Origin of the sequence: Candidatus Desulfosporosinus nitrosoreducens (assembly GCF_030954495.1) — a bacterium.
Lineage (GTDB): Bacteria > Bacillota > Desulfitobacteriia > Desulfitobacteriales > Desulfitobacteriaceae > Desulfosporosinus > Desulfosporosinus nitrosoreducens.
The window spans coordinates 74433-100761 of the sequence record NZ_JAVHUW010000043.1; the positions used below are offsets into that span (position 1 = coordinate 74433).

Here is a 26329-nt window from a genome sequence, read left to right on the forward strand (position 1 = left end):
TCTACATTCTTCTTTTTCTGACAATCAGATCCATGACGTCGTTGATAATAACCATTCCCAGTATTTTCATAGTTTTGTCAACCACAGGAACTGAGAGCAAATTATACTTTGTCAATATTTCATTGAGCTTTTCAACTTTATCATAATCATAAACATAGATAATATCTCTGTGCATAATCTCCTTAAGTTTTACATCAAGTTCAGAAATGACAATATCCCTCAAAGAGACTATGGCAGTAAGTTTTTCATCATCATCAACAATATACAAATAATAGACCATATCCGGTTCTGGTTTTAAGTGCCTTAACTCCTTCAGAGTTTCGTTTATAGTCATACTTTGATTAAGGGAAATATAATCTGTGGTCATTAAACTTCCCACCGTGTCGTCCGGGTATTCCATCAATTCCCGAACTTCAAGAGATACTTCCTGTTCCATCTCATTTAAGAGCTTCTCGACATCTTCCTCGCTCATCTCATCAAGGATATCGGCAACTTCATCCGCCGGCATTTTCTCAAGAACGTCGGCTGCCTTTTCTACCGAAAGGTTTGCCAGGACATGCAATTGCGCATCTGTTTCCAATTCCTCCAGGACATCCGCCGCCTTCTCTTCGTCAAGAGAACTAAAAATTGCAACCTGGGTGTATTTATCATATTCTTCAATAATATCTGCCAGATCAGAAGGATGAAGGGTTAAAAGTTTATCATGTTCTTTGGTAAGCGTCAGTCCAACATGATTAGAATCTACAGAAGCTACATCCTCCCATAAAATCATTTTACTGGGTACGCGAATCCCGAAAGGCTGTAAAATTTTTCGTATCGGTTTAGCAATCCCGATACGCCTTAAAAGTCCATCAAAACCTACATCAACCGCAATCGTAAATGTGCCGCTTTTAAGGATTGCCAACCTTAAATCGTTCACCCTTACAACTTTTCTGCCATCCATATCTACGATTTGCTTGTCTAAAACATGCTTTTTGAGAAACATTGTATTCTCTTTGGCAACTTCCGTTTCTTTTAACTGTTTACACTGAATAACGTACTGGCCCTTATTCTTAAAAATAGATATCCCGGAGAAGTCGATAACGATAGTTTTTCCGGCAACCTTAACTTTAGCGGCAATCACTTTAGGACTAATTTCGTTTACATCAACGATTAAATCCAAAAGCTTGCCAATTGTTTTCTGATTGTCGAAAATAACTTTATTACCCAGTACCCGGCTGAGATAAAAGGTTGATACTGTTGACACAAAAAATCCCTCCATTTCTTGTATGAAGGGATTTTGGACAATAATATATTAAACTTAAATTTATCAATAAATCAAAGTCTAAATTCCCTCCATACCATATTCAAATAGAAGCGTCTACCATCAGGGTCCGTGTCCATATATTTACGACCTCCACGCTTTAGATTATTGAGTTGCACCGTAACTGTTACAACTTCTTAAAATAATAAAACCTTCGCCAAAACTTGAACATGGCGAAGGCATAATAAACCCTTGTTAATCCCGTTCAAGCTTTAGCTCTGCAAGGCGGTGAAATTGCGTTAGGTTATGCCTTGTTTTTCGACATATCCTGTTGACCTTCACGAGTTGTCTCCAACTCTCCGCGGCAGCAATCCATATCCTTGCGGTAGCCTCACCTACCGAGGTAATTATTAACTTCGTGTTTATTGTAATACTTTAATTTCTTGATTACAAGCACTTTTGGCTGATTTTTAGATAATTTGTTTGGTATTAGTTCATAAAATCCAAATATCCGGACTATGCTTAACGAATATTTAGTTTAAACAAATTATAACTGTTTTTGATATTAAGAAGCTAGGGAACATAGCAATCGATTTATAGACTCAAAGCTGTGCCTTGTTTCCGCGAGGGCTTGTTCGAGTACACAGCGCATCGAATTCCGATTTGTTTTAAGGTCGGCCTCCCCAGTATGGAATACATGAATTGCCTTGTCTTCTCTGAGAAACCTTCGTCTATGAGCTCTCCTTTTGGGAGATAGATCTACTATCGGCTAAACAGGTCTTCCTCCCCGTTGTACAAAAATGAAGCGAGTGAGCTAAAGTCACTTGCTTCATTTTATGATGAGGAGTAAGTTTTGGCTTGGAGAAGGAGGAGAGGGCCAGATAAGCGTTACCCTCTGGAAACCTTTTTGGGCTTGTAAGCGGCATTCGGATTGGCATCGTTCAGTATTCGTATCTGCATTTTTTCTGCCAGGGAACATCGGGTATTGGCATGCCCTCCGGCAACGCATGAGGGACTTGTCTCTCCATAGGACCTGCAAATAAGGATGTTATGGCAATCGAAAATATAAGCATGAGTTCCTTTGTCATTCTGCTCAATCGGATCGAATAAATCCTTGCCTGGTGGATTCAAAACACTCACCTCTTTCACAATCTTAGGAATATCCCTAACTTCGACAACATACGCAAAAAACCCTGTCAGTAAATCGCAAAAATGAGTTGAGATCAAGATATTCCGTTTTCCCTAAGCAAACTTACTTCACAACAAGGTAATACTCCCTTTAGTTCCATCGACGCGTATCCTTTGTCCATCCTGCAAGCGTTTGGTCACATTGGCAATAGCCACAACCGCAGGGATGCCATACTCTCTGGCGACAATCGCCGCATGGGAACCGGCGCTGCCGATTTCCGTGACCGCCGCCGAGGCGACCTTAAAGAGCGGTGTCCAAGTCGGGGTCGTATAAGGCGAGACCAGAACATCCCCTGGCTTGAGCTTAGTAAACTCCGCTGTATTCCTGACGATGCAAACTGGCCCTTCATACACACCGCGGCTGGCCGGGCTTCCCTGAATTAACTCTACACCGGCACCCTCTTCTCCAGCCCGCTTCTTCTTTTGCTGTTGCTTTGTCACAAATTCCGGGAAAGAACCTGTCGCTATCATCCAGTGCACACCTGTTTCATGAGCTGCATAAACCTGGGCATAAGCTCTCTTTCTCTTCTCAATCCGCTCCCTCAGCTTTTGGCTTCCCTGAGCCCCTTCCTCCAGCTCTTCCAGAAAAAGAAAGAATACGTCCTCCTTTTGAGCGATCACCCTTTCGCCAGCCAGCAGGCTGCCGATCTTCAGGGCCAGGCGGTGCAAACAGCCCGCCACTTTTTCCAGGCAAAAAACACTCTCTTCCCGGATAATGACTGAATCCCTTACTTTATCCAATATTTGGAGGAATTTCCGGTAAGCCTTCGGCCCAAGTCCTTTCTTAATCAAGGCTTGGGCTGCTTCCAAATCGGCAGCCTGCCTGGTGTCGCTTTCTTCCGGACTGGGCAGGGCAGCGGCGCTGCCCAACGCGGCAATCAGCTCCTGAATCAGTTCCGGCTTTTCCCGCCAGGTCGGCGGCGCAATCATGCGGCCCATGCCGGCAGAAGGCCTGTCGCCATAGTCCCGCAGAAAGGTTTCCAGCTCCCTCGCAAAGGCCGGACTGTCTTCCCCCTGCAGCCGCGCAGTCTGAGCCAGCTTCAGCAAACCCTTGTTTTGCAGGGCCGTTCTGAAAGGCAGGGCCCGCATCAGGCGTTCTTTAAAGTCTTCGGCGCTCTCCTTGCCCACGGCTTTTTTAATATAATACTTCAGCTTTAAATCATCCCATCCGCCCGCTGGGGTTACGGCCGCAAAACGCTGGAAAGTGAACTTCTCGTAGTCCCTCAGAGCCTGCTGCAACAGCTTCGTCAGTTTCTGCCTGTCGTTGCTTTGAGCTGTGGCTTCATCCATGCGCTTAAGCCAGTCCTGCATTTCCCGGGCAAGAGCCTGCCAGCTTTTTTCCGTATCTTTACAGCACTCTTTAATTAATGCCGGGGGCATTTTCCAGAGAACTGCCGGAGAGAGAGACGGGGTCTGATAACAAACGGCCACACAGCCGCTTGCTCTTTCCACCGGTTCGATTTCCTGCTTGGGCGGTTTAAGACCCGCGTCACAAAAGCTTTTGTTAAGGGCCTGATAAAAATGTTTAAAACTGGCGAAGTCCAAGGGCTTATGGGGATAAGGCGAGTGCTCCATGACACTCTGCAGGCCGAGGGGAGCTTTTTTCCCCTGATAAATAATCTGATCTTCCGGACCCAGGATCTTTAAGTCTGCCTCAGCGCCGGACAGGGTTGTAACGGGCCTGGCCTGAAGCAAGTAGATTTTTCCCCGGCAAAGGGCCCATTCCGTATCCTGGGGAGCGCCGAAATGTCTTTCCACCGCCTGGGCCAGCTCCGCCAGCCGGGTCAGTTCCTTCAAATCAAGACAATAGCCGGCCCGCTGGGAGAGAGGAACCTCTTCCGTGACCGGCCCGGTTTTTGTCAGGACAATTTTACTTTCTTTGGAACCCAGAGTCCTTTCTTTGAGCTTGCCATCCTTGCTCAAAATAAAAGTATCGGGGGTGATCAGACCGCTTACCACACTCTCTCCCAGACCGTACCCGGCGCTGATCAGGACTTCCTCCCGGTTTCCGTTGACAGGGTTGGCCGTAAACATCACCCCGGCGGCTTCGGAAGCGATCATAGCCTGAACAACCACGGCCAGATCAACCTCCAGGTGGGCAAAGCCCATACTCAGGCGGTAAGAGATGGCCTGCGGCGACCAAAGACTGGCCCAGCAGTTTTTAATCTGCTGAAAAACAGCCTCTGACCCATAGACGCCCAAAAAAGTTTCATGCTGCCCGGCAAAGGAAGCCGAAGGCAGGTCCTCGGCGGTGGCGCTGGAGCGTACCGCCACGGCTAATTCTCCGGCCAGGCCTGTTTCCTCCCCCAAACCTTCCCAGGCCCCGCTGATTTCCTCCCGCACGGCGGCAGGCATGGGAGACCCGGCGATCCAGGCTGTTATTTCCCGGCTGGCCGCTTCCAGACTGGTCAGCTCATCTTCCCGCAGGTCTTGGAGCCGTTGGCCGATCCGCCGGGGCAGACCGGACTCTTGAAGATGGGCGGCATAAGCGCCTGTTGTAACCACAAAGCCGGGGGGAACCGGCAGACCGGCTTGCATCAACACACCCAGATTCGCTCCCTTGCCTCCTGCCTCAGGCAGCGAATCCCCATTCAGTTGCGCTAACCTTTTTATATAATCCGCCATAATCTTTATCTCCTTGTTTTGTGTATTTTCCCTGGAGTCAGTATTCTTTTGAGTTAGTGGCTGAAGGTTCAGGAGGATAATCCGGTCGGCACCATAGCTGGTTGACAGCCTGTGAGCCACGGCAAAAACTTGTCCTGCTCTGGAGCAGCCAGCGCATAGTTTCGTTCAACCTACGGCCGACAAAAACCTCCAAATAGGTCGATATCGACCTATTTGGGTAAAAAAATTCTCTATCCCTCGGGCTCTAAATTTTCGTAGGCCCGAAGCAGCAAATTAAGAAACAATTGTTTTTCTTCCCCGGACATACCTTGAAGCAAGCGGTTTTCCGTTGCGGCGAAAATCGTTTCCATCTCTCTGACCAGCTTGAGGCCCTTTTCCGTAACCTGGATTTGAAAGGTGCGCCCATCTGTCAGACCGGTGCTGCGGATAATACAGCCCTTTTTTTCTAAACCGTTTAAAAGATTGGTAACGGATGATCCCTTTAAATTCATGGGTACCTGCAAATTTTTACGGCTTATTTCCATGCCCCTGCGGATCAAGCGTTCAAGGATTTCCAACAACAATGCCTGGGGAGCTGTCAAATGATATTCTTTCAACTTCTGCTCATTGAGCAAGCGCATTTTTTGGGCGATGCCTTTGATAAACAGGTCATAGGGATATTCCCAATCTCTTTTTTTCATAATTACCTTATCCTTTATAAAATAAGTCGACTTCTACCTAAATATAGTCGAAGCTTTTTCTTTTGTCAATCAGCTTGCCAATAAGAGTAAGTGGTAAAAAATGTTTAGCCAACAGATTTTTAGGCAGCATCGGGATTTTGCAGTTCCGCATAAATATAAGCCCATATTTCGTCAAGGTCCTTCAGAGCTTCGGGTGAATAACGCAGCTTATTCATGCGCCTTTTTTTCAAAATGCATCTTCACATCCTCGTGCGAAAGCCATCCCTTTTCCTCGCCTGATTTACGCCCTTTATTGAGCTCGCTCATCAGCTTTATCATAGCCTGTGTTTTTTCGTAATCGGCAATGTCGACAATCGCGTAACGGCCTCTGCCATTCTTCGTCAAAAAAACCGGCTCGCCGGCGGAAACATCGCGCAAAACTTCGTTGCAGTTGCGCAAATCCGATATCGGCTTAATATTCGGCATAAATCACAGCCAAAACAAAAAGCGGGGTATTTAGTCAAAAAACACACCCGCTTTTCCTCATCCTAATAACGAACAATGATCAGCCTTAATTATTCATAAGCAGCTTTGCGGGTCATTGCCGATGCCGCCAAGCCGACAATACCAGGAATAAGCAGGAAACGGAAAATGCCTACCGGCGTCATCCCTTGGGCAACAAATATGCCGATAACGATGGGGGAAAGCGCTCCGCCCAATCGGGTTACACCGGCGCCAAAACCCAAACCGGTTCCGCGAGCTGACATTGGATAATTGGCAGAAGCAAAGGGATAGATCAGAGTTTGCGCACATAAGGTGAAACCTAACAAGAACAACAAAACACCAAAGACGATGGTCGTTGACTTAATTGTCATAAGAAAGATAAATACTGCATTAACGATATAATAAAATACCAGCGATTTCTTGTAGCCGATTTTTTGAGCCACTTTTCCACTGAGAATACCGCCCAAAATCAAACCCAAATAGAGCAAGGCATTCAGCAATAAGGCTGAATTCAAACTATAACCCATTAAGGTTATAATTTTAGGCAGCCACACCAGCATGGAAGAAATGATAAACATATTGACAAAGAACATAATCCAAATCAGGATTGTATTCCAAGCCATACCGTCTTTGAATAACACCATTACGGATTGCTTAACGGTTTGTACAGTATCCACCACATACTCATCGTCTGCCTGAGGAACAAAACCGGGGTCTGCCTTGGTCAAAACTGAAGCAATGTTGCTCTTACTCTCCTTCTTCAGGGCCAAAATCATGGTTTCCGGGATCTTGAGCAGGAAAGGAATGATAATCAGGCCGAGAATTGATACGCCAAAGAGTCCCCTCCAACCAATCAAGGGAATCAGCACAATAGCGATAAGCGACGTCGCCAGCTGGCCGGTGTTGATACCGGTGATACTGGTTGCCAGTAAAAAGCGTCTTGATGATTTAGGGGTAAATTCCGATAAAATTGAACTGGTTATCGGGCTGATGGCGGCAATTCCCATACCGGCTAAAAAACGCGCTGCCGCAAAAAAGTAAACATTATGGGCAACTGCTGCGCAAAGGGCGGTAAAAATAACATATAACAAAACGGAAGCAACGATCATGATCCTGCGGCCAACTTTATCGCTTAAATAACCTATGACCAAGGCTCCTACAACAGCTCCCCAGAGACTGGCGCTGCCCAGCAGTCCGCTGACAGTGGAACTAAGATTCAATTCCTTCATGAGTACCGGAAGCGCCGCGCCATACACAGCCTGGTCAAATCCGTCAATGATCAGTGCAATGAATACTACTGAAAAGATAAAACGAAAGAAATGATTCATTTTGCCGTTGTCAATTACGTCATTAACATTCACTTTTCTCATAGATTCAGCCCCTTCCTAATTAACTTTTCTATCTAAAAAACGCTTCAGTTGCGCAATCCCCTCCTTTCCTTCAACACAATACCCCCCTCGGTTCCCGTAAATATCCCCCTCTTTTTCAGCCGCTTCAATATTTGGTGTCCATAGTTACTTCAAATTGCAGTCTTTCACCTTGGAGAAAATGCCGAAGGTTAGCATAGAATACCTGGAAAGCTCTGTCCATATAAAAGGGACTGTCGGCAGCCATATGGGGCGTAATAATCACATTGTCCAGACCCCAGAGCGGGCTGGTTTCGGACAGCGGCTCAACCTCAGTGGCATCAAGTGCGGCCCCGGCAATTGCGCCTTCCTTCAGCACTTTTATCAGCGCTTCTTCATCAACCACCGGACCACGGCCGACATTAATGAGATAGGCGGTTTTTTTCATCCGGCGCAGTTTTTCTTCATTAATGTTATGAACAGTATCCGGTGTCAGCGGAATCAGTATCACGACAAAATCCGATACCTGCAGAACTTTATCCATTTCATTCAAGCCGTACATTTCATCCACAAACTCGCTTGGGGCCGGCGTCCTTTTAACACCCAAAACCCTCATCTCAAACAGTTTGCATTTGCGGGCGATTTCCCGGCCGATTTCACCCATGCCGATAATCCCCACAGTTTTGCCTTTGGATTCCTGCGGCCCGGGATAGTTAAGTTTTTGCCAAATCCTCTTTTGCTGCTGTTTGTAGATAGTCGGGAATCCCCTTAGAAAGGAGAGAATATAGCCAAGCACATGGTCCGCCATGGGTAAGCCGTGGATGCCCTTGGTGGTGCTTAACTTAACAGGCAGGTTCCCGATACTGTTGACTAGGCCGTCAACCCCCGAGGACAGGGAATGAACCCATTGCAGATTGCTGGCGTAGTTCAAATATTCGTTGGGCCTGTACAGTCCCCAGGTCAGGAGTATCTCCGCATTAATACCTTGAGCTATTAGTTCCTGCTCCGTTTCGGCCTGAACGACCCGCACATCCGGAAAAGACTCTTGAATCATTTGAATATGGCGTTCTCCGATGACATTGGGAAACCGTGGAGAAACCTGGTATAATACCGCTACTGTGGTCAATGTTACCGCCTCCTGTGTTAGAGAATTACGATTTCCTGGGGAGATTTTTGCAAACGTTCTGCGCCGTTTTCGGTAATTAAATAGTCATCACAGCAAAACGTGAAGGCCTTCTCATTGGCCAGAATCGGGTGCAAGGCCAGCACCATGTTCGCCTTGAGCTCCAAGGTCTCCAGGGGTACAAGTGCCGGACGCTCAACAAGATCATACCCCTGGCCGTGGCCGAACAAACGGCCTTCAGCGGGAAACCCGTTTTCAGCCATTACGTTGTTTACTTTGCTTATGATTTCGGCAGGTTTAGCGCCTGGTTTCAGAAGGCCGGCCCCGTAATGCTGAATTTTTTTCGACATCTCCCAAAGAGCCAGGAGTTCCGGGGAAGGCTCGCCCAAGCACCATGTTCGCACCAGCTCGGAATAATATCCGCCCGGCCCGTTTGCTTCCACCATCACCATGACCTGATCCCCCTTTTGAATCTGCCGGTTATGGAAGAAGGTATCCAGATGCGGGGTAGGCGTTCCATGAGGGGCTGAACCCATCATAACCAGCTGTTCTTCACTGCCCAGGTTTTCCAGCAGGCGGACGATTTCAGTCCTGATTTCGTATTCATACGCTCCGGGGCGGATAATGGACGGCATCGCCGAGGCAAAGGCATCATGAATTCTGGCGGATTCCCTGATAAAGGTCAGTTCATCCTCGCTTTTGACCGCTTTGATCTCATCCACCAGATCGGAAGCGTCAACCAACTCTACGCCGGGCAGATTGTCCTGCAAATACTTGTACATCACCGTACTGATAAGCCCCAGCCCCACAAGCCCAACCTTTTTGTCCTTTCTGTCCTTAATGACTTTGACCATTTCCTGCGCCTCAAAGGTATTCGTATAATGCAGGGTGGGCAAATAAGGAGCGCTGAGCCGGGTCTTGATTCCTCTGACAGACCAGGCGGGGGGACTAGGGTTGGCCGCTGCCGCATGAAATATTGTCGTCATCTCATCGTCAACAGGGAAAAGCACAGAAACAGCATAAGCATGTTCTGCCGGGATATCTATAAAATAACGCACGTACCCACCTAGGAATTGATTGTCATTGTGCATGAGCAGCAGGTCAATACCCTGTTTTTTCATCGCTGCGCGCACCAGCTTCCAGCGTCTCTCCAATTCGCGGGTTGGAATAGGGAACCTGATTCTTTCCTTAAAAGTCTTGTTTTCTTGCATATACCACCACTCCTTTGTAATTGAGTTCAGTATAAATTACAAAGAAAAGCAGTTATGTTAGCCGGCTAACAATTTGCAAAATTGTTTTTAATGCTTCAAATAAAAAAATAGCCGAAACTTTTAGTTTTCAGCTATTTTAAATCCATTGCAAATTAAATATTCCCGAAAAGCCGGTCGTTAGGAATCTTGGCCGCCACGGTTTAGATCTTTGGCAAAGATCAGCTTGTTTCTTTCCATAGTGATGTTCTTTCTTCTGGACAAATCTTTTAAGATCAAGGATACTGTCGGCCTGGAACAACCTGTCAAATCGGCAATCGTTTGATGGGTGAGAGGTATATCCACCTCGATGTATCCCTGCTTTTCCCGCCCAAAATTTTTGCACAATCCTAATAATAAATTTTCCACACGTTCTTCCGCCGCCTCAAATAATTGTTCACTTAATTGCTGAATTTGAGCTTTCAGCTTATAACCGGTTGCATACAGCAAGGCCTTATATAATTTCTTTTCATGGTAGTCGGAACCTAAAACCAAAGAATTGTCCAGAACTGCTACGGTCACATCAGTCAAACAAACGGCCGTGGTAAGCCGCGGGGAATTATCTAAGATTAATTCCCCAAAAAGGCATTTGGGCTCATGAATCCCAAATATAACTTTCTTGCCGCCTTTGCTGATCATATTAACTTCTATTCTGCCTTTGAGGAGTAAATAAATTTTGTTGCTGATCTCTCCTTGCTTATAAATCATCTGCCCTTTGGTATAGGTTTTTTTCATGTAAATTTGGAGAATTTTTTCCACCAATTCCTCATCAAGCATATTCGTCGTCCAAGGCACATAGTTTTCGTTTTCCATAAGTTCTCCCTCGTATTAACAGGATTATAACAATTGAAAACTTGGTTGGTGTTCCGGCTTCTCAACCAGGAAGCTTCTTTACTTTATTACTTATTATTACATGCAGTACCATACACCCGCAACATTTATGCTGAGGTGTCCGTGCAGCTTTCGGGCTTCAGAATCCTGCACGACTTTGTCCGCGCCGGGAAGGCAACGGACTTCCATTTCGATCTGTCCAATACCATTCGAAAGAGGCACGTAAATTAACCATTAGGAAAGAGTTTCTGCCCAGTTGGCAACTCCCACCACGAAACCCCGGCAACTAAACGGTTTGTACTAAGAGCAGGGCCATTGTTAGTAATCCGCAAATAAAAGGTCTGTGCTGACGATGCACTCGTAATGATGGTTGAGCCATCCAAAACGGCATTTAGCCCGCCACTGACATCGCTGAAACTGCCTATCCGTGTACCTCCTGAAGTGGGGTCGGAGGAGGATTTCAACCATTTAACTGTCATGGAACTACTGTTTGAAAATGAAGAATTGGCGTTAAATGGCGTTAACGAGGTCCCGGTAGCCGTAAAGGTGGCATTAATAAACACATCCAAGCTGAAAGAATAGGCTAAAGAGCCGCCGCTAACCTCACAAACATATATAGTCTTGGAAGAGTTAGCCGGAATGGTTATTTGGAGCAATAAAAAACCGCCTCCAAGGGCAAAGTTAAACGTTTGACTTCCGGTCGTCACCTGATACATAACTCCGGCTTGAGCGGCTTGATAGTCCAATGGTAAGATCAAAGATTTCTTATCAAGAGGGTTATTCCCCGAATTAACCGGGATGTAATTGGGCATATGCATTACCCCTTATATTATTTCTTGGTTACCCATTAGGGTACAGCGTTTGCCCAATTGGCAGCTCCCACCAAGAAACCCCCAAAGAAACGTTATTAGCTACGCCACCATTGGTAATCCGCAAATAATACGTCAGATTACTTGTCGTACTGGTCATAATTGATGCCCCGTTCAAAGAAATGATAAAGCCACTCGTACCGATTAACGTTCGTTCTAACGTCCCTCCCGAGGTCGGGTCAGTCGCGGAAGTCAGCCACTTCACCGTCATTGAGCTATTATTGCTAAAAGCACTGTTGCAATTTAAAGGGACTGCGGATGTTCCTGCCGCGGCAAAGGTGGCATTGCGAAAAATATCCAGAGTCAGAGCTCCTTGCGATCCACAATCGACCTCATTGATGTAGATCGTTTTTTTGGTATTGGCTGGAACGGTGATTTGCAACAACAAAAAACCGCCAATAACCAGACTCTGACTTCCGGTGGTCAAGCGGTACAAAACACCTGATTGGGCGGCTTGATAATTTTGCGCAAGGATAAGGGCTTTATCATATAGAGGATCATTCGCTGAATTAACCACGAAATAATTTGGCATACTGCCCTATCCCCCTTCAAACCTGACGTACTATATGTGCCCCATGGTATTGTCAATTAATTATATTATATAAGCCAATTTCACAAATGGTTACTTGGATGAAGTAAGAATATGAACTCGCCAACGAGTAATTGGCTTGACAATCATGCTGTTTTCTAAAAATCAATTATGAGGTATTATAAAGTCTAGAATCTAATCCCCATCATTCTTAACCTGAAAGGAGCTTTATTTTGAATTCGTTTGACCTTGGTGTATACCATCTTATTAACGGTTTAGCGGGACATCATTTGCTATTTGACAAAATGATGGCTTTCCTGGCCCAATATGCCCTGGAGATATACGTCTTTTTATTCTTATTGGCTTGGATCACTTTGCCCCAAAAGGAGTCAAAAAAACGTCATGCCTTAGTTGTTGCCGGTTTTTCAGGTATCTTGGCACTGTGCGTTAACGCCGTGATTGGGCATTTTTTCTTCCGGCCACGCCCCTTTGTTACCCTTCCCAAGGGGACATTCACTCAGCTTATTCCTCATTCTATGGATACTTCATTTCCTAGTAATCATACTTCCGGAAGCTTTGGTTTTGCGGCGGGATCATGGAAAAATACCCAGGTCTGGACGAGGAAGGTTTTTACGATTTTAGCTATTGTCGTTGCCTTCGCACGTATTTATACAGGTGTGCATTGGCCCACAGACGTTCTCGCCGGTGTTATCATAGGTATTATAAGTGCCCGATTAACTTGGATTATTAACCCCTTTCTCAGGCCTATTACCTTAATCGGACTTAGACTTTGTCATTACGGCAAATTTTCCAAAACGAAATTACGCTCGGTTAAATGAAAACCAAATAAAAAAGACTAAGATTAAGGTGGAGTTTTAACTCCATCCGAATCTTAGTCGCCCTTATCCGGGGACTTAGCCGCCCTTAACTCACCGCTTGCCGAAGCGGGAGTCTTAGCACGGATTAGTCAGCGGATAAATTTATAGAAGAAGAAAGCCGCCTGGAACTTGGATCAGGCGGCTTTAACATCTCCATTAACTATATTAATTTAGCCTTTTAGCAATAGCAAAGAGCAGTAGAATAAGACTTTCCCCGTAATACATAAAGTTTCACTCATTCGTTATCCTATAGATAAAGAAGACTTGATTCAGGTGGAGCTTTAACTCCATCTGAATCTTAGTCGCACTTATCCAGGGACTTAGCCCTCTTAACTCACCGCTTGCAGAAGCGGGAGTCTTAGAGCGGGTTAGTCAGCGGCTAAACACTATTCAGATGAAAGGTACTATATTAATGAACCCAAACCGTAAACTAATTTTCGGAGCAGCAAGCATCCTAGTTTTACTTTTAATTGCTTTAACTGTGAGATTGCTTGTGCCCTATGATTTTGAATCCGCTATTTACACTAACCCAATTAAATCCGACAACGATGCTCAGTTAACTAAATCTAATAAACCAGCATTGACTCCTCCAGCCCCTTCTGCAACCGTGCCGCCTGAAAACAAAGCGAAAATGGTCGTTTTCCCCCAAGAAGGTATCCCTGTCCTTATGTATCATTCCATCAAGACGCTTCCAGGCAACTCTCTCGGTGTACCGGTAAAACAATTTACCGAGGAAATGGCTTGGCTCTGCCGGCAAGGCTATCATTCAATATCTCCGGACGATTTATACGAATCCTTAATAAACCAAGGACTCGTTCCCGAAAAACCGATTTTACTGACGTTTGATGATGGCTACAGCGATAACTATAGTTCAGCTTGGCCAATACTACGGCAATACGGTTTTAGGGCTACTTTCTTTATCATTACAAATTCTACAGGGCGCGGAATGATGAATTGGGACCAACTTAGCGACCTCAGCAAACAGGGGAATACTGTTGCAAGCCACACTGTACACCATCTTGACCTTTCCAAGCTTAGTGAAAGCCAACAGGAACGTGAAATGACCGTTTCAAAGCTGGAGATTGAAAGTCATCTTGGAGTCGGTGTGCAGTCTTTATGCTTTCCTTCCGGTAAATATAACAAAACCACCCTGGCATTAATGCCGAAGGCTGGCTATAAACTAGGGTTTACCACGAAACCCGGTAAAGTATATTTAGGTGACAACTTATTGACATTGAACCGCGAGCGTATCTATGGCAGCATGCCTATGGCATCTTTTCAATGGCTTTTCCCTTAACAGTAAACCTCTTAGACAACCAAAATACTACACCAAAAATACTCGCCTATATATTGCTCCAATTCATAAACCGACCTCCCGGATAGTTTTGGCAACTACACAGGAGGTCCTTTTTCATGTATCTATCCCTTTAGATCATTTGTATACGCAAAGCCAGATGGTGGACAGAAAAAGATGAGGTGAATAACCGCTTAATTGATTAGCCCCTAATTATTGACGATAATTTCGAAATCCACATTTGTTTTTTGAGCATTAAGATCAGCAGATTGGTTTGTGCTTACAGTGTTAGTCTTGTTTTGCTTTTTATAGGTTCCCCGGTTTTGGCTTTGTATCCCCTTATTATCAACTTCGACAAGTACCGGTTCAGTTACTCCATTACTGAATAACTTGTACGCTGCGTCACTGCAGACTGCAGGTTTCACTTTCCAGTAACTAATGCCATTTTCAATCGAAAAGTTCCCTGGCAAGGTTTCTGACACTATCTTAGCGTTTTTTATTTGGACAAGGACGTCTGCCAATTCAAAGGTTTGCCCTAGTGATAAATCAGTATCAATACATTTATAAAGTTCAGCGATCAGTAAGGGAAGTTTGGGCAAAGCTTGAATTTGGCAACATTGATTGGCTAAAGACTTTAAAAGTTCCTGCTGCCGCATGGTACGTTGAATATCTCCTAATTGGTCACGCCTGAAACGAACATATTGAAGAGCCTGATCGCCATTCAGATGTTGAATGCCTTTTTGCAGATTGATAACTCCATCATGTTCATCACCCGTAACATAATGCATGTTTTTATCTACATCAATCGTAACCCCTCCCAAATCATCAACGATTGTTTTAAATTCGTTAAAATTTGTCACAACGTACCCATCAATCTTGCACCCTAACAAGGTTTCCAGTTTGGTAACAGTTGCTTTAGGCCCCGCCTCAAGCCGTGCCACGGCATTAATTTTCTGAGTGCCAAATCCGGAAACCTCAACTTGCGTATCTCTGGGAATAGATAATACCGATATTCTTTTCTTGTCTTTATTGAGTTGTACAACAATAATTGTATCCGTATTGCCAAGCGATTTCTCGCCCGGTCTGCGGTCGACCCCTAAAAGTAATATTGTTAACTGCTGGGGAGTTTCTTGTTTCGCTGAATCCTGGAGGCTATTTTGATTCTGATCAGCCGTCGTGCTATTGGTTTCCTCATCACTCTTGGCTGATTGAAATGATTTATATCCGTTTAATAATGGAGATTTGCTTTTAACCAGGCTTATATGTGACATGTACAAACCTAAAAATACTATAACAACTGCAGAATAAATTAAGCGCATTGCATACTTGCTTTTGTTGCCGTTATTTTTCATCCATTTACCTCTGATAGCGAATTGCTTTATTAATATAGTATTTTGGAAGGAGACTCTTACATTGGGTCGCTAACCATAAAAATGGACAGCACTAATTAGTCTGCCCACTTTTTTAAAAACTCTACATCGCCAGAGAGTTTTCTTTAAATTAATTATTACGAATTATCAACTAAGCTATGACAAATAGAGGAAGTAATGAACAAACAGCGCAGACAAAGCGTAAAGCAGCCAATAAAAGTAAATAAACCGGAAACGCTCAATGCGCTCCGGTTTAAATATGGTATCAGATGGATGCCCGTTCTCAATCTCTTGACTCTTGAACCACCACTCCATTCTTGAATTTCATGTTAGGAAAACTGCCACCGGCTATCTCATTTTCCGGTATAGCCTCTTCTATTCTCTTTATATCACGTTCACTAAGACTAATCTCCAGAGATTGAATCGCTTCTTGGAAATGAGGCCGCTTACTGGCGCCAATCAGGGGAATAATATCCTGTCCTTTGGATAATATCCAGGCGTAAGCCAGCTGTGACAGTGTAATCTGCTTTTCTGCGGCTATCTCGGCCAATTTAGCGGCAAGACGAACATTTTTTTCAATGTTCTCGGCAAAAAATAAGGGTACATATCCACCTTTGCTTTTCTCAATTCGTTCTTTTGTCCAGGTACCCCCAAGCATTCCATGAGCTAAGGCGCCAAAAGCGACAACACCGATCCCCAGTTCCCGGGCGGTTGGCAAACTATCCTTTTCGATGTTGCGGTTAAAGAGAGAATATTCAGCTTCCACCAAACTGATCGGATGAATTGAGTGAGCCTTTCTTAAAGTCTCCGCCTCAACTTGGGTCATGCCAATATGCTTCACATATCCCGCTTTAACCAGATCGGAAATGGCCCCTATCGTCTCTTCGACCGGGATAGCAAGGTCGATTCTTGCCGGCTGATAAAGGTCGATATAGTCCACATTTAAGCGTTTAAGGGAATATGTGAGATAGTTCTTAACCGTCAGAGGCCTTACATCCAAACCATATATTGAGCCGTTGGGAGCCACTAAGGCACCAAATTTCACTGATAAAAAAACCTTGTCTCTAGCATAGCCCTTAAGGGCTTCGCCAATTACCAGTTCACTTCGGCCGGAGCCATAAAAATCTGCCGTGTTCAGAAATGTGACTCCGGCATCTAAAGCGGCCTGGATTGTGGCCATACTATCATTTCTGACCGCTTCATCGGCATTTGACATGCGCCCACAGCCCAGTCCGAATCTGGATATCAAACCATTTTGAAATACCATAATACCTAATACCTCCGTTTTTTATTAAACTTTCAGCACGAATTTAATTTTGTATGCTTTGTTTCTGACTTGCCGGCACCGTTCCTGTTAAGTATTTTCTTAATTTGCAATAAAAAAACTTTACTTTTTGATTCTCTCTGACGGTTTCCCAAGGTAAACATCATAACCGCAAAGCTTGGTCAAAAAAATCCCTTTGCCATTAGTGTATGAGATAAGCTGTATTTGATAGGACTTCGATGTTTCACCAGGAATTTTACCCTGCAAGATAGTTTCACTATTCTTTGTCTCGATCCGTTCAACGGACGCTCTCATTTGCTGTAAATCATACATTGCTTTGCTGCTATATTCTTTGGGAACACAAAGCTCAAATTCCATAAATGGCTCCAATAATTCTGTTTCCGCTTTTCTAAGCGCCTTCTCAACAACAAGCGGGGTAAGATGCCGAAAATCCGCCGGCGTGCTGACAGGACTAAAATAGAATCCATAAGTAAAGCACACCTTTAGGTCGGTGACTTCCCAACCTAGTAAACCTTCCTCACAAGCCTTTTGCACGCTGTCGCTTACAGCACCTTGAAAAGACTTATTGAGATAGCCATAGGAAACCTTGCTTTCAAAGACGAGTCCGCTTCCCAACGGGAGTGGTTCGATGGCCAGCCCCACGGATGCACAATAGGGATTAGAAGAATCTTGCGCATGAATGGTTGCCTCGGCAGCCTGCTTGGGACGTTCTTTATAGATAGTTATGAGCTCACTGAATTGAACATTCAGCCGATATCGTTCCAGCAATAAGTCTTTGATTACTTCCCTCTGGATCTCGCCAAACAGACGCACTTTAATTTCCTCTGTATATTTGTCAATTTCACAGTGCAGAAGAGGATCTTCCTCAGTTAATTCCCATAAGGCTTGGATTAACTGACTTCTGTCTCCAGGATTTAAAGGTTGCACGGAAGCCTGCAGAGAGGGACGGACCAGGGAGACTTGCGGCAAATTCCTGCTGCGGACGCCAATGACATCACCTATCTGAAGGTTTTGCACGTTAGAAAGCACAGCGATATCTCCATTCAAAACATATTCTGCCGGCATTATTTTCCCCTTCCGAATAGTTTCAAGGCTTTTTATCTTTATACCCTCTTCTTTACCATCAATAGTGACCGTATCACGAATTTTTATGCTTCCCCCGAATATGCGGGCAAAAGCCCTTTTGTGCGATTGCTCATCCCTGTCTATTTTATAAACAAAAGCGCAAGAGTCTCCCTGGTCCGTTGCCATGCCAGCTGGAAGATACTGTGCCATGGCATCCATTAATTGCTCCACTCCGATATTTTGTAAGGCTACACCATGAAAGACTGGAAAGAGCTTACATGCCGCAATGTTTAACAGGAAAGAATCACGATAGTCCATTTCTGAAATAGATTGCTCCATGATGTATTTTTCTGCCAGCAATTCATCCAAATCAAGAAGTACTCTTACCATTTCCTCAGAAGCACCAGGATGCTCTGTAATCGAAATATCATTGGAGCCGGCTCCTGATACACTTTGCATTACAAGTAGAGCGGGCGTCAATTGTTCTCTGATTTGCAGATAAAGTTCCTCCAAGTTTACCCCTATTCTATCCAGCTTATTGACAAAAATCAGGGTTGGAATTTTCAACTTCTGCAAGGTTTGAAAAATAATCCGGGTTTGCACCTGAACGCCTTCTTTGGCGGAAATGACTAAAACGGCACCATCCAATACGCAAAGGGAACGCTCCACCTCGGCTATAAAATCCATATGTCCCGGAGTATCAATGAGATTAATTTTTGTGTCAGCCCATTCGAAAGAAATCGTTGCAGAGCGTATCGTAATGCCTCTTTGCTTTTCAAGAGACATAGAGTCCGTAATAGTGGTTCCTTTATCAACCCTTCCCGCTGAACGAATTGCACCGCTTTTATATAATAAACTTTCGGTTACTGTAGTTTTTCCCGCATCGACATGCGCCAATATTCCGAGATTGATAATTTTCATTTTGTTTATCCTCCCTTGGCAAATAAAAATCCCCTGTGACGTCGATACTCTCATCACAAGGGGACAGCTTTCCTGCTGTTTTATTTTCTGCCAATAAAGGTACGCCAAAAAATGCTGTCAAGCACTTTTTGGGCAAGAGTAAACTAACAGATGAGTTTTTCTTATGAGAGTATCCTTAAATAGAAAAGCACAGCAAACAGATCCCGGACTGAATATATCAGCCACAGGACACAAGTGCCTTTCCTTATTCAATTGAATAATTATTTAAGAATACCTTGCCGCATATGATAAAACTCCTTATCAATACAAACTCAAATAACATAATAGTATTATCCCAAGTATATGTCAACATCCATTCGCTTTAATCTGGCGTTTACCATTTTGATCAAGCCAACCTCTCATACTCTATACTAAGCCTTCTCCTATCCAACTTCTGAATCAAGTCTTTTGCTCGTCCACTGCCTGCCGATATCCTATAATTTGGGCCAGAAGTTAATCCCCGGTATCCTTGCCGAAAATGTTTTTCCTCCGGCTTTGGTCATTGTAAGGTTTTTATTATGGCTTTTGCGGCTGAATAAGCCATTGTCTTTTCACCCGGAAAGTGCAGCGTTCTTTGCAATTCGTTCACAAACATTGAGCTTTTAATTTGCGGCAGCCTATTGCAATACCTAGATAATCTAGGTATTATTTATATGAAATCCTTGCTAGGATTGGAGGTTTTACTGTGGAAATTGATAAAGGCTTAATCGGCGGGAGCGCCATATTGCTCTTATTGTCCTTGCTTGAAAAAACCGACCGCTATGGCTACGAGCTTATAAAAGAACTGGAAGAACGTTCGGATCAGACGTTTTGCTTCAAAGAAGGCACCCTTTATCCCGTTTTGCACAAAATGGAAAACCAGGGATTTGTTCAATCCTATACGGCTAAAGGTGAGACCGGAAAAGCACGAAAATATTATCAAATCACTGCCAAAGGGAAAAAGCAGCTTTTAGCAAAGAAGAAAGAATGGCAACTCTTTTCCTTATCGGTCAACAAGGTCTTAGGCGGTGACATTCATGCTTTCAGCTAAAAGCGAAGAATTTCTCCAAAAAGTTTTGTCCTATGTGAAATTCTCCTTTGATCACAGGGCTATCAAGGATGAACTTGAAAATCACCTTATTGATAGAATGCAGGATTATGAAGAACAAGGCTATGCCGAAGAAGAGGCGGAACAGATGGCAGTCAGGGCCATGGGAGACGCTCAGGAAATTGGGCGGGAGCTTAACCGGGAACATAATCCGATCATCGGTTGGTTATGGAGGACTTCACATTTCTTAGTCGTTTTATTGATCATAACAAACTTGTATTTTGTCGGGCTTCCAATCGCCAATGCAGTTGGAGATACTTTAATGAAGATTAATCCCGCGGCCGGTATTCCCAAGTCCAATATTGTCTATAACCTCCCCGTCCATCAGAAGGTTAAACTTGATAACACAGTGATTAATTTTACCAACCTTGTCCTCGAAAAAAACGGAGATCTGAATATCTTTTATAGGTACTACGATACAAGTCTGTGGGGAGGAGGTTGGAGCTTGGGGAATATTGGGATTATTACTGATAATTTAGGCAATCGCTATTACAATGGCTCAGGTTCCGGAGGCGGAGGCCTTGTCTCCACTTGCCGGAGAACAATCAATCATTTTGCCCCCAACGCGGATACCTTAATTATTAGTTATGATTACTTTAATCGCCAATATCGGGTTGAAATTCCCCTGAAGAAGGTTAAAGAGAATGAGTATTAGATTGAAGAAGACAATTCGCAATATCCTGATTCTGGTTCTTTTATTCCTGATATTTGTTCTTCGTTCCGGCTTTTATCCAACTCCCTTATCCGCCCATCAACGTTCTGAACAAAGCCTGCACTATGGTCCGTCGCAAGTGGTTCATAGCGAGGATTGCGCTGAGGGAAAGTATATTTTAGGAAAATATGATCGCTGGGTTTCCTGCGAGTCAATACAGCGAAAGTTCTTTTTCTTTTGGACCATCGGCGATCGTTCCAACTTTGAGAATGATACAACGAAACCTTTTGCTTTTAGCTGGATGACATCGGAGGGTGGTAACTGCAACCTCTACGGAATCATTAATGACCAACGGATTAAACGAATTACATTAACTTTTAATAATGGGCAGTTAATGACCCAAACCGGCTTTTATGAGGATTTGTTCTTGTTTACCTGGAAATTAGCTCCTGACGATCCCCCGTCGGACTATTTTAAAGACCTCAAAGGATACGATGCCTACGGCAATATACTATTCGCAGCAGATCAGTCTAAAGTCTCATGATCCTCAGACAGCGCTTAAAAACGCTCGCTCTTCCAGTTTTTCCGGGCTAAAACATAATGCCGGTAATGAACTATTGAATACTCCAGAAATCGGATATCTTTACAGGGAAAGTTCCTTATTGTAAGCTCGATAGATTAATGCGGAAGCTGAAAACCATATGCCAAATGTAATAACTTGCGATATTACAGCGTGAGTAGGGCCATGCTCAAATTGGAAAAAACCCAGATTTTGCTGAACAAAGCCCAACATTATTGCAAAACAAACAAATCCTATAACGTAAGGAATTAGAAATTCAACTCTGAAGGGCAAAAAGTATAAAAAAAGCATCCAAACAAATGTGAAGGCAATGGGTATAAACACCGGGATGCCAAATGCTTCAAGGGAACCGGCTATGTAATGGAATTCTCCCATCATGTTTCCGATCACAACAATGGTCAGGACATCCACAACCCCGCCCAGAACAAAGCCAAATATTAAGAACTTCTTATATTGTTCTTTAGGAATAAAGATCAAGGTCGGAATACCAAATACAATCACTAAACCCGGCCAAAATATTAAATTGGAATCCAGCGTCATGATAACACCTGCCCGTTTGTTTTTTATTTGCATTTAGTTTTGCATTCTGGAAAGAGTTTATTCACACACATTAATTTGGTTGAACTGGTGAGCGTTTAGTTGTTGAAAATACCAAAGGCAGCGGGACTTTTTCTCCCGCTGCCTTTAGTTGTCAGCCCTTATTACCTGCTCAGATAGTCTGGTTCGAGCAGCGCGAGAGAAAATCCTTCACCCGTTTTCGATACACTTTATACGCCTCCGGATCGTCAGCTGCGAGGTTTTTTATTTCCCATGTCAGGTCTTTGAAGGCTCTGTCCAAGCTCTCGTATAAGAGCGTGATTTTATTGACGCGAGCTCGGAGATTCGCGGCATTCAGGTCCTTTTTCAGTTGTTTAACGGACTCTGACTCTAGGCTTTTCTCGACTGAGAGCAGTTCCCTCTCCAAGGCTAAAGCCCTGGCCTCGACCTCCGCCTTGGAATTCCTTAATTCTTCCGCATTCGTCTTCAGATTGTCGCGCTCCGTACTCAGCTGAGTTATTTGGCCTGCTTGCTCTTCCAGATCTTTCCGAAGATCCGCCTTTTCCTGCAGGGCCCGATCCCGTTCTTTAAGGGCCTGACTCCGCTCATTCACCGCCTTTGTCAGTTCGCGGGCAGACATGCTCTCGACATCAAGCTCAGCAATAAGCTGCACCCGCTCCTTTTCCGGGACTCCCAGAAGGATTAAAGCCTGGCTATAATTCAAATTTGTCAGTGTTTGCCCTTGCTCCTGCGTTCCTACATCGAGGGAGGCATCCGCTTTAGCCCCGTAGGCCTCAAAGATCTTCATCAATCTCTCAGCCGTTTTCTGAGAATAGCTAATCGAATCTTCCAGCCACTTGCCCCATTCCCCATAGGGGAGCAGTTCCTTGACCTCCTTCAGACGCCGGCCGATTTCAATGGCACCGGCAAGGATGATTTTCCCGGTCTGATGTTTAATCGCGTTTATTTCAGCCGCAATAACAGGCGGCGTCCGATCTGAGGGCAAATCGTTCATGCTGTTGCCTGCCTTTTTCATCGCTTTATCTCCATAATATGTAATTAACTTGGAAGTGTGACAACCCTCATAAAGGTTGTCCCAGAATCGACAACGTTGTCGATTCTGGGACAACTTAACCGGCTCCTCCAGGGGAAGGAATGTTGAGGCTTGTAACCTCAGGACAGGCTATAGCATAAAATGAAACGAACCGGCTGAGTTAACGAAGCCGGTCAAGACGGAAGAAAGGGGTGATAAAAATGGCGGTAACCGTAATACCTTTGAGTTCAGTGCTGACCGTAAAATATCAGACCGGGCTTACGCCCGAAGGTACCCCTGTATTCAAGCAGAAAAGCCTGAATAACGTATCCGCTGACGCCACCGAGCAGGATGCCTATGATGTGGCGGCGGCTATATTCAACCTGGTGCAGAATCCGATGGACAAAGTGTATTTGAGAAAAAATTATGAACTCACCAGCGAGTAATTGACTTGGATAACAAGACTTGATCTATGATAAGAAAACTTCACGGCAAAGGAGGCGATTCTATGGCTGTCACAAGCAGCAGAGTCCTGAAACTGACGTTTACGACTAGCGGCGGTAAAACTTTTGTGCTGACAATCCCCCAGCCGAAGGAAGACCTGGATAAGGCTGAGGCCGAAGCCCTTATGGATGAGATTATCCAGAAAAATTTATTTATTACACCGAGCGGAGCGTTAAACGGCAAGAAGGATATTAGAATTATTGACACATCGGTAAACGATTTGTTTGATCCTCCACAGGATTAGACAGACCGGTAAAGAAGCGGCGGCCATCGGCCGCCGCTTGGTTAGTTTGATTTTTAATTACCTTATCCCAACGGCTTCTACGCTCCGCCGCAAGTTTAGGCGGAAGGATTTCTGAAAGATGAGCCAAGCAAAAACAATCAGCCGCATTTACCTTATTTTCTTTGCTGTTATTTCTTAGGCTTCCCCAGCTCTTTTTGCAGCTTGACTACTAAGGCATCAACCTTGCGGTTCTGCACCATAACAGCCTCATCCTGTATGATAGGTGTGCCCTTTTTTAAAGCCTCTTCTACAAGTATGTACAACTTTTTCGTCTCTTTTTTTAGTTTTTCATTGAGAAGTATTTTCTTCATGCTGAAATCTCCTCTTTTATTTTTGCTTGCTTAACATTTGACCAGTAATTTAAGTGTATACCGTTAGTATAATTCACCTCTATCTTCATTTCAACGGTATTCCGTTAATCATCTGTGAAGTGAATTGCTATCTTTAAGTCAACGGAATAACGGTTAGAGGTGATAAAATGAATATTTCTCAGGCAGTAGTCAAACGCATTAAAATACTGTGCAAAGAGCAAAAGCTGACAGTCAATGCACTTTGCAATGCTTCAGGCGTAACGCAATCAACTGTAAATGATATTGTGAACGGCACGACATACAATGCAGGAATTGTAACTATTAAGAAACTGTGTGACGGATTTGGCATCAGTGTACGTGACTTTTTTGATTGTGATCTATTTTCTGATTTAGAGCAGGAAGTAAGGTAGCAGCAATATGCAGCGCCCTCAGACTAAAAACTGACATCCGATTTGGAGAAGGCAGACTATCTCATTTTAAACTACAATTTCAAAGGAACTTCCCGCTCCTTCAAAACCAAAATGGTGTTTTTATGTGCCTTGATTCAGAGCTTAAAGAAACCTTTGCTGATGATTTTTACAGCAAAGGTTTCTTTTTTTGCCCACAAATAAATACGTCTTTCACTTATAGGTAAGTCAATAGCTTCTCGCAAATTCATTTCCACTTAATATAATAGTAAAATCACCCCTTCGTTGACCCGAAATTAAGAAGCTGCAGGGAAGTTAGAATACTGTTCCTAGTTACTCTAACCTATTAGAGGTATCCTTATAACGAAGTCCATCGCTAATAACGGATAGCAATCGATTAAATCTGCTGATATCCGGAGAACTTTCGCGTTGTTCTATAGCCAGCAGAAGACTAGACATAAGAGTGATTAAATCCCTCACCCCGTATATCTTCCCGTACCACTTTCACCTGCTGGGCTTTATTTATACCAATGGGCGCAAATAATGAGATGATGAAGCTTTCAGGATATGATAGACCTGCCGAGGTAGATAAACAGTTCCTAAAATACGTCTTGGGGGAAACAGCACTGACGCAGCTAGTAACGGAAACATACCGGTTCGATGATTATCCCAACTAGGTGACGGATAGGTTTAATCCCGAGGAAAGAGCCAAAAGACGAGAAAACGAGTTCCCGAAGGACTGTAAAAAAGCTTTAGAAATAGGTATAAGGCTTGTGTGAATTGTGAAAAAGCAGAAACAATAACGGTATCTCCAGGTGTATCCTAAGTTCCATGTGAAATCTAACATCAATGTGAAATAAGGTGTATTCTGGGATTAATAGCCTAAACAGGCTGTCGCTCCCAGAATACACCTCCCGCACACCCCTAAAACATTCCCGTCCCTCAATCTCTTGACTCTTGGACCACTACTCCATTCTTGAACCTCACGTTAGGGAAACTGCCACCGGCTATCTCATTTTCTGGTATAGTCTCTTCTATTCTCTTTATATCACGTTCACTAAGACTAATCTCTAGAGATTGAATCGCTTATTGGAAATGAGGCCGCTTACTGGTGCCAATCAGGGGGAATAATAAAACCGCCTTTTTCTAAACCCCTCAGCAGGTTTGTTACTGAAGGCCCGCTTAAACCTATAGTTTCCTCAAGATACTTTCTGTTTATTTCAATATGATCTTCTATTGAGTGGAAAATATGCCACAAAAGAACCACCTGGGATGTATTTAAGCCGTAGCTAAGCAAGAGGTAGTCATTTATCTCCCGTAACTTTGGGCAATGTTTTTGATGTCAAGGTTAGAAGGGACCACTCCTGTGACCCCACGCAAGACATGCCACTCAACTCCTGGCTAGACTTTATCCAAGCAGCTATTTCTGCTTGAGCTTAGCAAGGTTCAACTGGCAGGATGATTGGGTATTTCATAATATCAATTGTTGTCAACTTTAACCTTCTAATCTTTTATGCTATTTGCTTTTGAAGCTATCCTTCTTAAGATTAACCCAATAAAATAAATTATTAAATAGAACGGAATATAAAAATATGCGGTATAATTATAAAAATATGAAAACAGTCCTAAGTAGAGTAAGGTTAACACCACAACGTTTATCCACGTCAAAACTCTCAGCTTTTCCGTTAGAAATCCAAAGAAAAATGACATTAATGGGCTAATTACAAAAAGTAGCAGTAAAGTAATTCCTAAGCCCTTTTCATAAATATTATTATTTATAGGTCGGGAAGCATAATAACCTAAAGAGAAAATAATCAGCAGTTCAAAAAGTACTAATAATGCTTCTTTTAGCAAAGTTTTAGACTTTAACGTAATCATCAACCTCTCTTTACTAGCCTATTTCCAATATGGAGACACTC

Annotated in this window: 26 protein-coding genes and 1 riboswitch; of the genes, 8 read left to right on the forward strand and 18 right to left on the reverse strand. The window is 43.9% G+C overall.

The genetic code is table 11. The features are described 5' to 3' along the window. Position 1: 1 nt before the first annotated feature. The 11 genes from REC12_RS08210 to REC12_RS08260 all read right to left on the reverse strand — a co-directional run bounded on the left by REC12_RS08210 (position 2) and on the right by REC12_RS08260 (position 12167). Positions 2-1246 (reverse strand): magnesium transporter, encoded by a 1245-nt coding sequence (locus tag REC12_RS08210; RefSeq protein ID WP_308893476.1) that lies wholly within the window; start codon positions 1244-1246, stop codon positions 2-4. 249 nt (positions 1247-1495) lie between these two features. Then, a riboswitch (M-box (ykoK) riboswitch) is annotated at positions 1496-1653 on the reverse strand. A gap of 478 nt (positions 1654-2131) precedes the next feature. Continuing rightward, complete coding sequence (locus tag REC12_RS08215) at positions 2132-2470, reverse strand: hypothetical protein (RefSeq protein ID WP_308893478.1); 339 nt, start codon at positions 2468-2470, stop codon at positions 2132-2134. Between the two features lie 30 nt (positions 2471-2500). Further along, positions 2501-5056 carry a PEP/pyruvate-binding domain-containing protein gene (locus REC12_RS08220; RefSeq protein WP_308893479.1) on the reverse strand — a complete coding sequence of 852 codons (2556 nt, stop codon included), beginning with the start codon at positions 5054-5056 and terminating at the stop codon, positions 2501-2503. A 230-nt stretch (positions 5057-5286) separates the two neighbouring features. After that, positions 5287-5736, reverse strand: a complete 450-nt coding sequence (locus REC12_RS08225) for a MarR family winged helix-turn-helix transcriptional regulator (protein ID WP_308893480.1) — start codon at positions 5734-5736, stop codon at positions 5287-5289. A 207-nt stretch (positions 5737-5943) separates the two neighbouring features. Next, a complete protein-coding gene (locus REC12_RS08230; RefSeq protein WP_308893482.1) occupies positions 5944-6201 on the reverse strand; it encodes a type II toxin-antitoxin system prevent-host-death family antitoxin in 258 nt (85 codons plus the stop codon). Between the two features lie 89 nt (positions 6202-6290). Next, on the reverse strand, positions 6291-7589 hold the full coding sequence (locus REC12_RS08235; RefSeq protein ID WP_308893484.1) for an MFS transporter: 1299 nt from the start codon (positions 7587-7589) through the stop codon (positions 6291-6293). Between the two features lie 124 nt (positions 7590-7713). Beyond that, positions 7714-8691 (reverse strand): D-2-hydroxyacid dehydrogenase, encoded by a 978-nt coding sequence (locus REC12_RS08240; RefSeq protein WP_308893486.1) that lies wholly within the window; start codon positions 8689-8691, stop codon positions 7714-7716. Positions 8692-8708: 17 nt separating this feature from the next. Beyond that, the gene (locus REC12_RS08245) at positions 8709-9899 is read right to left on the reverse strand and encodes a M24 family metallopeptidase (RefSeq protein WP_308893488.1); all 1191 of its coding nucleotides are present in this window, start codon (positions 9897-9899) and stop codon (positions 8709-8711) included. Positions 9900-10076: 177 nt separating this feature from the next. Next, positions 10077-10748, reverse strand: a complete 672-nt coding sequence (locus REC12_RS08250) for a Crp/Fnr family transcriptional regulator (RefSeq protein ID WP_308893490.1) — start codon at positions 10746-10748, stop codon at positions 10077-10079. A 245-nt stretch (positions 10749-10993) separates the two neighbouring features. Continuing rightward, positions 10994-11578, reverse strand: a complete 585-nt coding sequence (locus tag REC12_RS08255; protein WP_308893492.1) for a hypothetical protein — start codon at positions 11576-11578, stop codon at positions 10994-10996. A 28-nt stretch (positions 11579-11606) separates the two neighbouring features. After that, positions 11607-12167 carry a hypothetical protein gene (locus REC12_RS08260; RefSeq protein WP_308893493.1) on the reverse strand — a complete coding sequence of 187 codons (561 nt, stop codon included), beginning with the start codon at positions 12165-12167 and terminating at the stop codon, positions 11607-11609. Positions 12168-12397: 230 nt separating this feature from the next. On the opposite strand from REC12_RS08260, the gene REC12_RS08265 reads away from it, so the two are divergent. Further along, positions 12398-13003 carry a phosphatase PAP2 family protein gene (locus REC12_RS08265; RefSeq protein ID WP_308893494.1) on the forward strand — a complete coding sequence of 202 codons (606 nt, stop codon included), beginning with the start codon at positions 12398-12400 and terminating at the stop codon, positions 13001-13003. Positions 13004-13454: 451 nt separating this feature from the next. Further along, positions 13455-14339 carry a polysaccharide deacetylase family protein gene (locus REC12_RS08270; protein ID WP_308893496.1) on the forward strand — a complete coding sequence of 295 codons (885 nt, stop codon included), beginning with the start codon at positions 13455-13457 and terminating at the stop codon, positions 14337-14339. Positions 14340-14545: 206 nt separating this feature from the next. Here REC12_RS08270 and REC12_RS08275 read toward each other — a convergent pair whose 3' ends face one another. The 3 genes from REC12_RS08275 to tet form a co-directional block, all read right to left on the reverse strand. After that, positions 14546-15688, reverse strand: a complete 1143-nt coding sequence (locus REC12_RS08275) for an LCP family protein (RefSeq protein WP_308893498.1) — start codon at positions 15686-15688, stop codon at positions 14546-14548. A gap of 301 nt (positions 15689-15989) precedes the next feature. Further along, on the reverse strand, positions 15990-16973 hold the full coding sequence (locus tag REC12_RS08280) for an aldo/keto reductase (RefSeq protein WP_308893500.1): 984 nt from the start codon (positions 16971-16973) through the stop codon (positions 15990-15992). A gap of 120 nt (positions 16974-17093) precedes the next feature. Then, complete coding sequence (gene tet / locus REC12_RS08285; protein ID WP_308893502.1) at positions 17094-18977, reverse strand: tetracycline resistance ribosomal protection protein; 1884 nt, start codon at positions 18975-18977, stop codon at positions 17094-17096. A 724-nt stretch (positions 18978-19701) separates the two neighbouring features. Between tet and REC12_RS08290 the strand changes: the two genes are divergently transcribed. Genes REC12_RS08290 through REC12_RS08300 form a run of 3 tightly spaced genes read left to right on the forward strand, consistent with a single transcriptional unit; the run spans position 19702 to position 21299 of the window. Next, positions 19702-20046, forward strand: a complete 345-nt coding sequence (locus REC12_RS08290; RefSeq protein WP_308893504.1) for a PadR family transcriptional regulator — start codon at positions 19702-19704, stop codon at positions 20044-20046. Beyond that, a complete protein-coding gene (locus REC12_RS08295) occupies positions 20033-20758 on the forward strand; it encodes a permease prefix domain 1-containing protein (RefSeq protein WP_308893505.1) in 726 nt (241 codons plus the stop codon). The genes REC12_RS08290 and REC12_RS08295 overlap by 14 nt, the downstream gene beginning before the upstream one ends. Further along, complete coding sequence (locus REC12_RS08300) at positions 20748-21299, forward strand: hypothetical protein (RefSeq protein ID WP_308893506.1); 552 nt, start codon at positions 20748-20750, stop codon at positions 21297-21299. Before REC12_RS08295 ends, REC12_RS08300 begins: the two co-directional genes overlap by 11 nt. Before the next feature lie 99 nt (positions 21300-21398). Here the strand turns inward: REC12_RS08300 and REC12_RS08305 are convergent, their stop codons facing one another. Further along, positions 21399-21908 carry a hypothetical protein gene (locus REC12_RS08305; RefSeq protein WP_308893508.1) on the reverse strand — a complete coding sequence of 170 codons (510 nt, stop codon included), beginning with the start codon at positions 21906-21908 and terminating at the stop codon, positions 21399-21401. Positions 21909-22044: 136 nt separating this feature from the next. Beyond that, positions 22045-22908, reverse strand: coding sequence for a DUF3102 domain-containing protein (locus REC12_RS08310; RefSeq protein ID WP_308893510.1), 864 nt, complete (start codon positions 22906-22908; stop codon positions 22045-22047). 218 nt (positions 22909-23126) lie between these two features. On the opposite strand from REC12_RS08310, the gene REC12_RS08315 reads away from it, so the two are divergent. Together REC12_RS08315 and REC12_RS08320 are read left to right on the forward strand one after the other, a co-directional pair. Further along, positions 23127-23351, forward strand: a complete 225-nt coding sequence (locus REC12_RS08315) for a DUF1659 domain-containing protein (RefSeq protein ID WP_308893512.1) — start codon at positions 23127-23129, stop codon at positions 23349-23351. A gap of 62 nt (positions 23352-23413) precedes the next feature. Continuing rightward, entirely contained in the window at positions 23414-23653 is a 240-nt protein-coding gene (locus tag REC12_RS08320) for a DUF2922 domain-containing protein (RefSeq protein ID WP_308893513.1), read from the forward strand. 167 nt (positions 23654-23820) lie between these two features. On the opposite strand, the gene REC12_RS08325 is transcribed toward REC12_RS08320, so the two are convergent. Then, positions 23821-24003, reverse strand: a complete 183-nt coding sequence (locus REC12_RS08325) for a hypothetical protein (RefSeq protein ID WP_308893515.1) — start codon at positions 24001-24003, stop codon at positions 23821-23823. A gap of 167 nt (positions 24004-24170) precedes the next feature. On the opposite strand from REC12_RS08325, the gene REC12_RS08330 reads away from it, so the two are divergent. Then, a complete protein-coding gene (locus REC12_RS08330; protein ID WP_308893516.1) occupies positions 24171-24413 on the forward strand; it encodes a helix-turn-helix transcriptional regulator in 243 nt (80 codons plus the stop codon). 1500 nt (positions 24414-25913) lie between these two features. Here REC12_RS08330 and REC12_RS08340 read toward each other — a convergent pair. Beyond that, positions 25914-26288 carry a hypothetical protein gene (locus REC12_RS08340; RefSeq protein WP_308893518.1) on the reverse strand — a complete coding sequence of 125 codons (375 nt, stop codon included), beginning with the start codon at positions 26286-26288 and terminating at the stop codon, positions 25914-25916. Between the last annotated feature and the right edge of the window lie 41 nt (positions 26289-26329).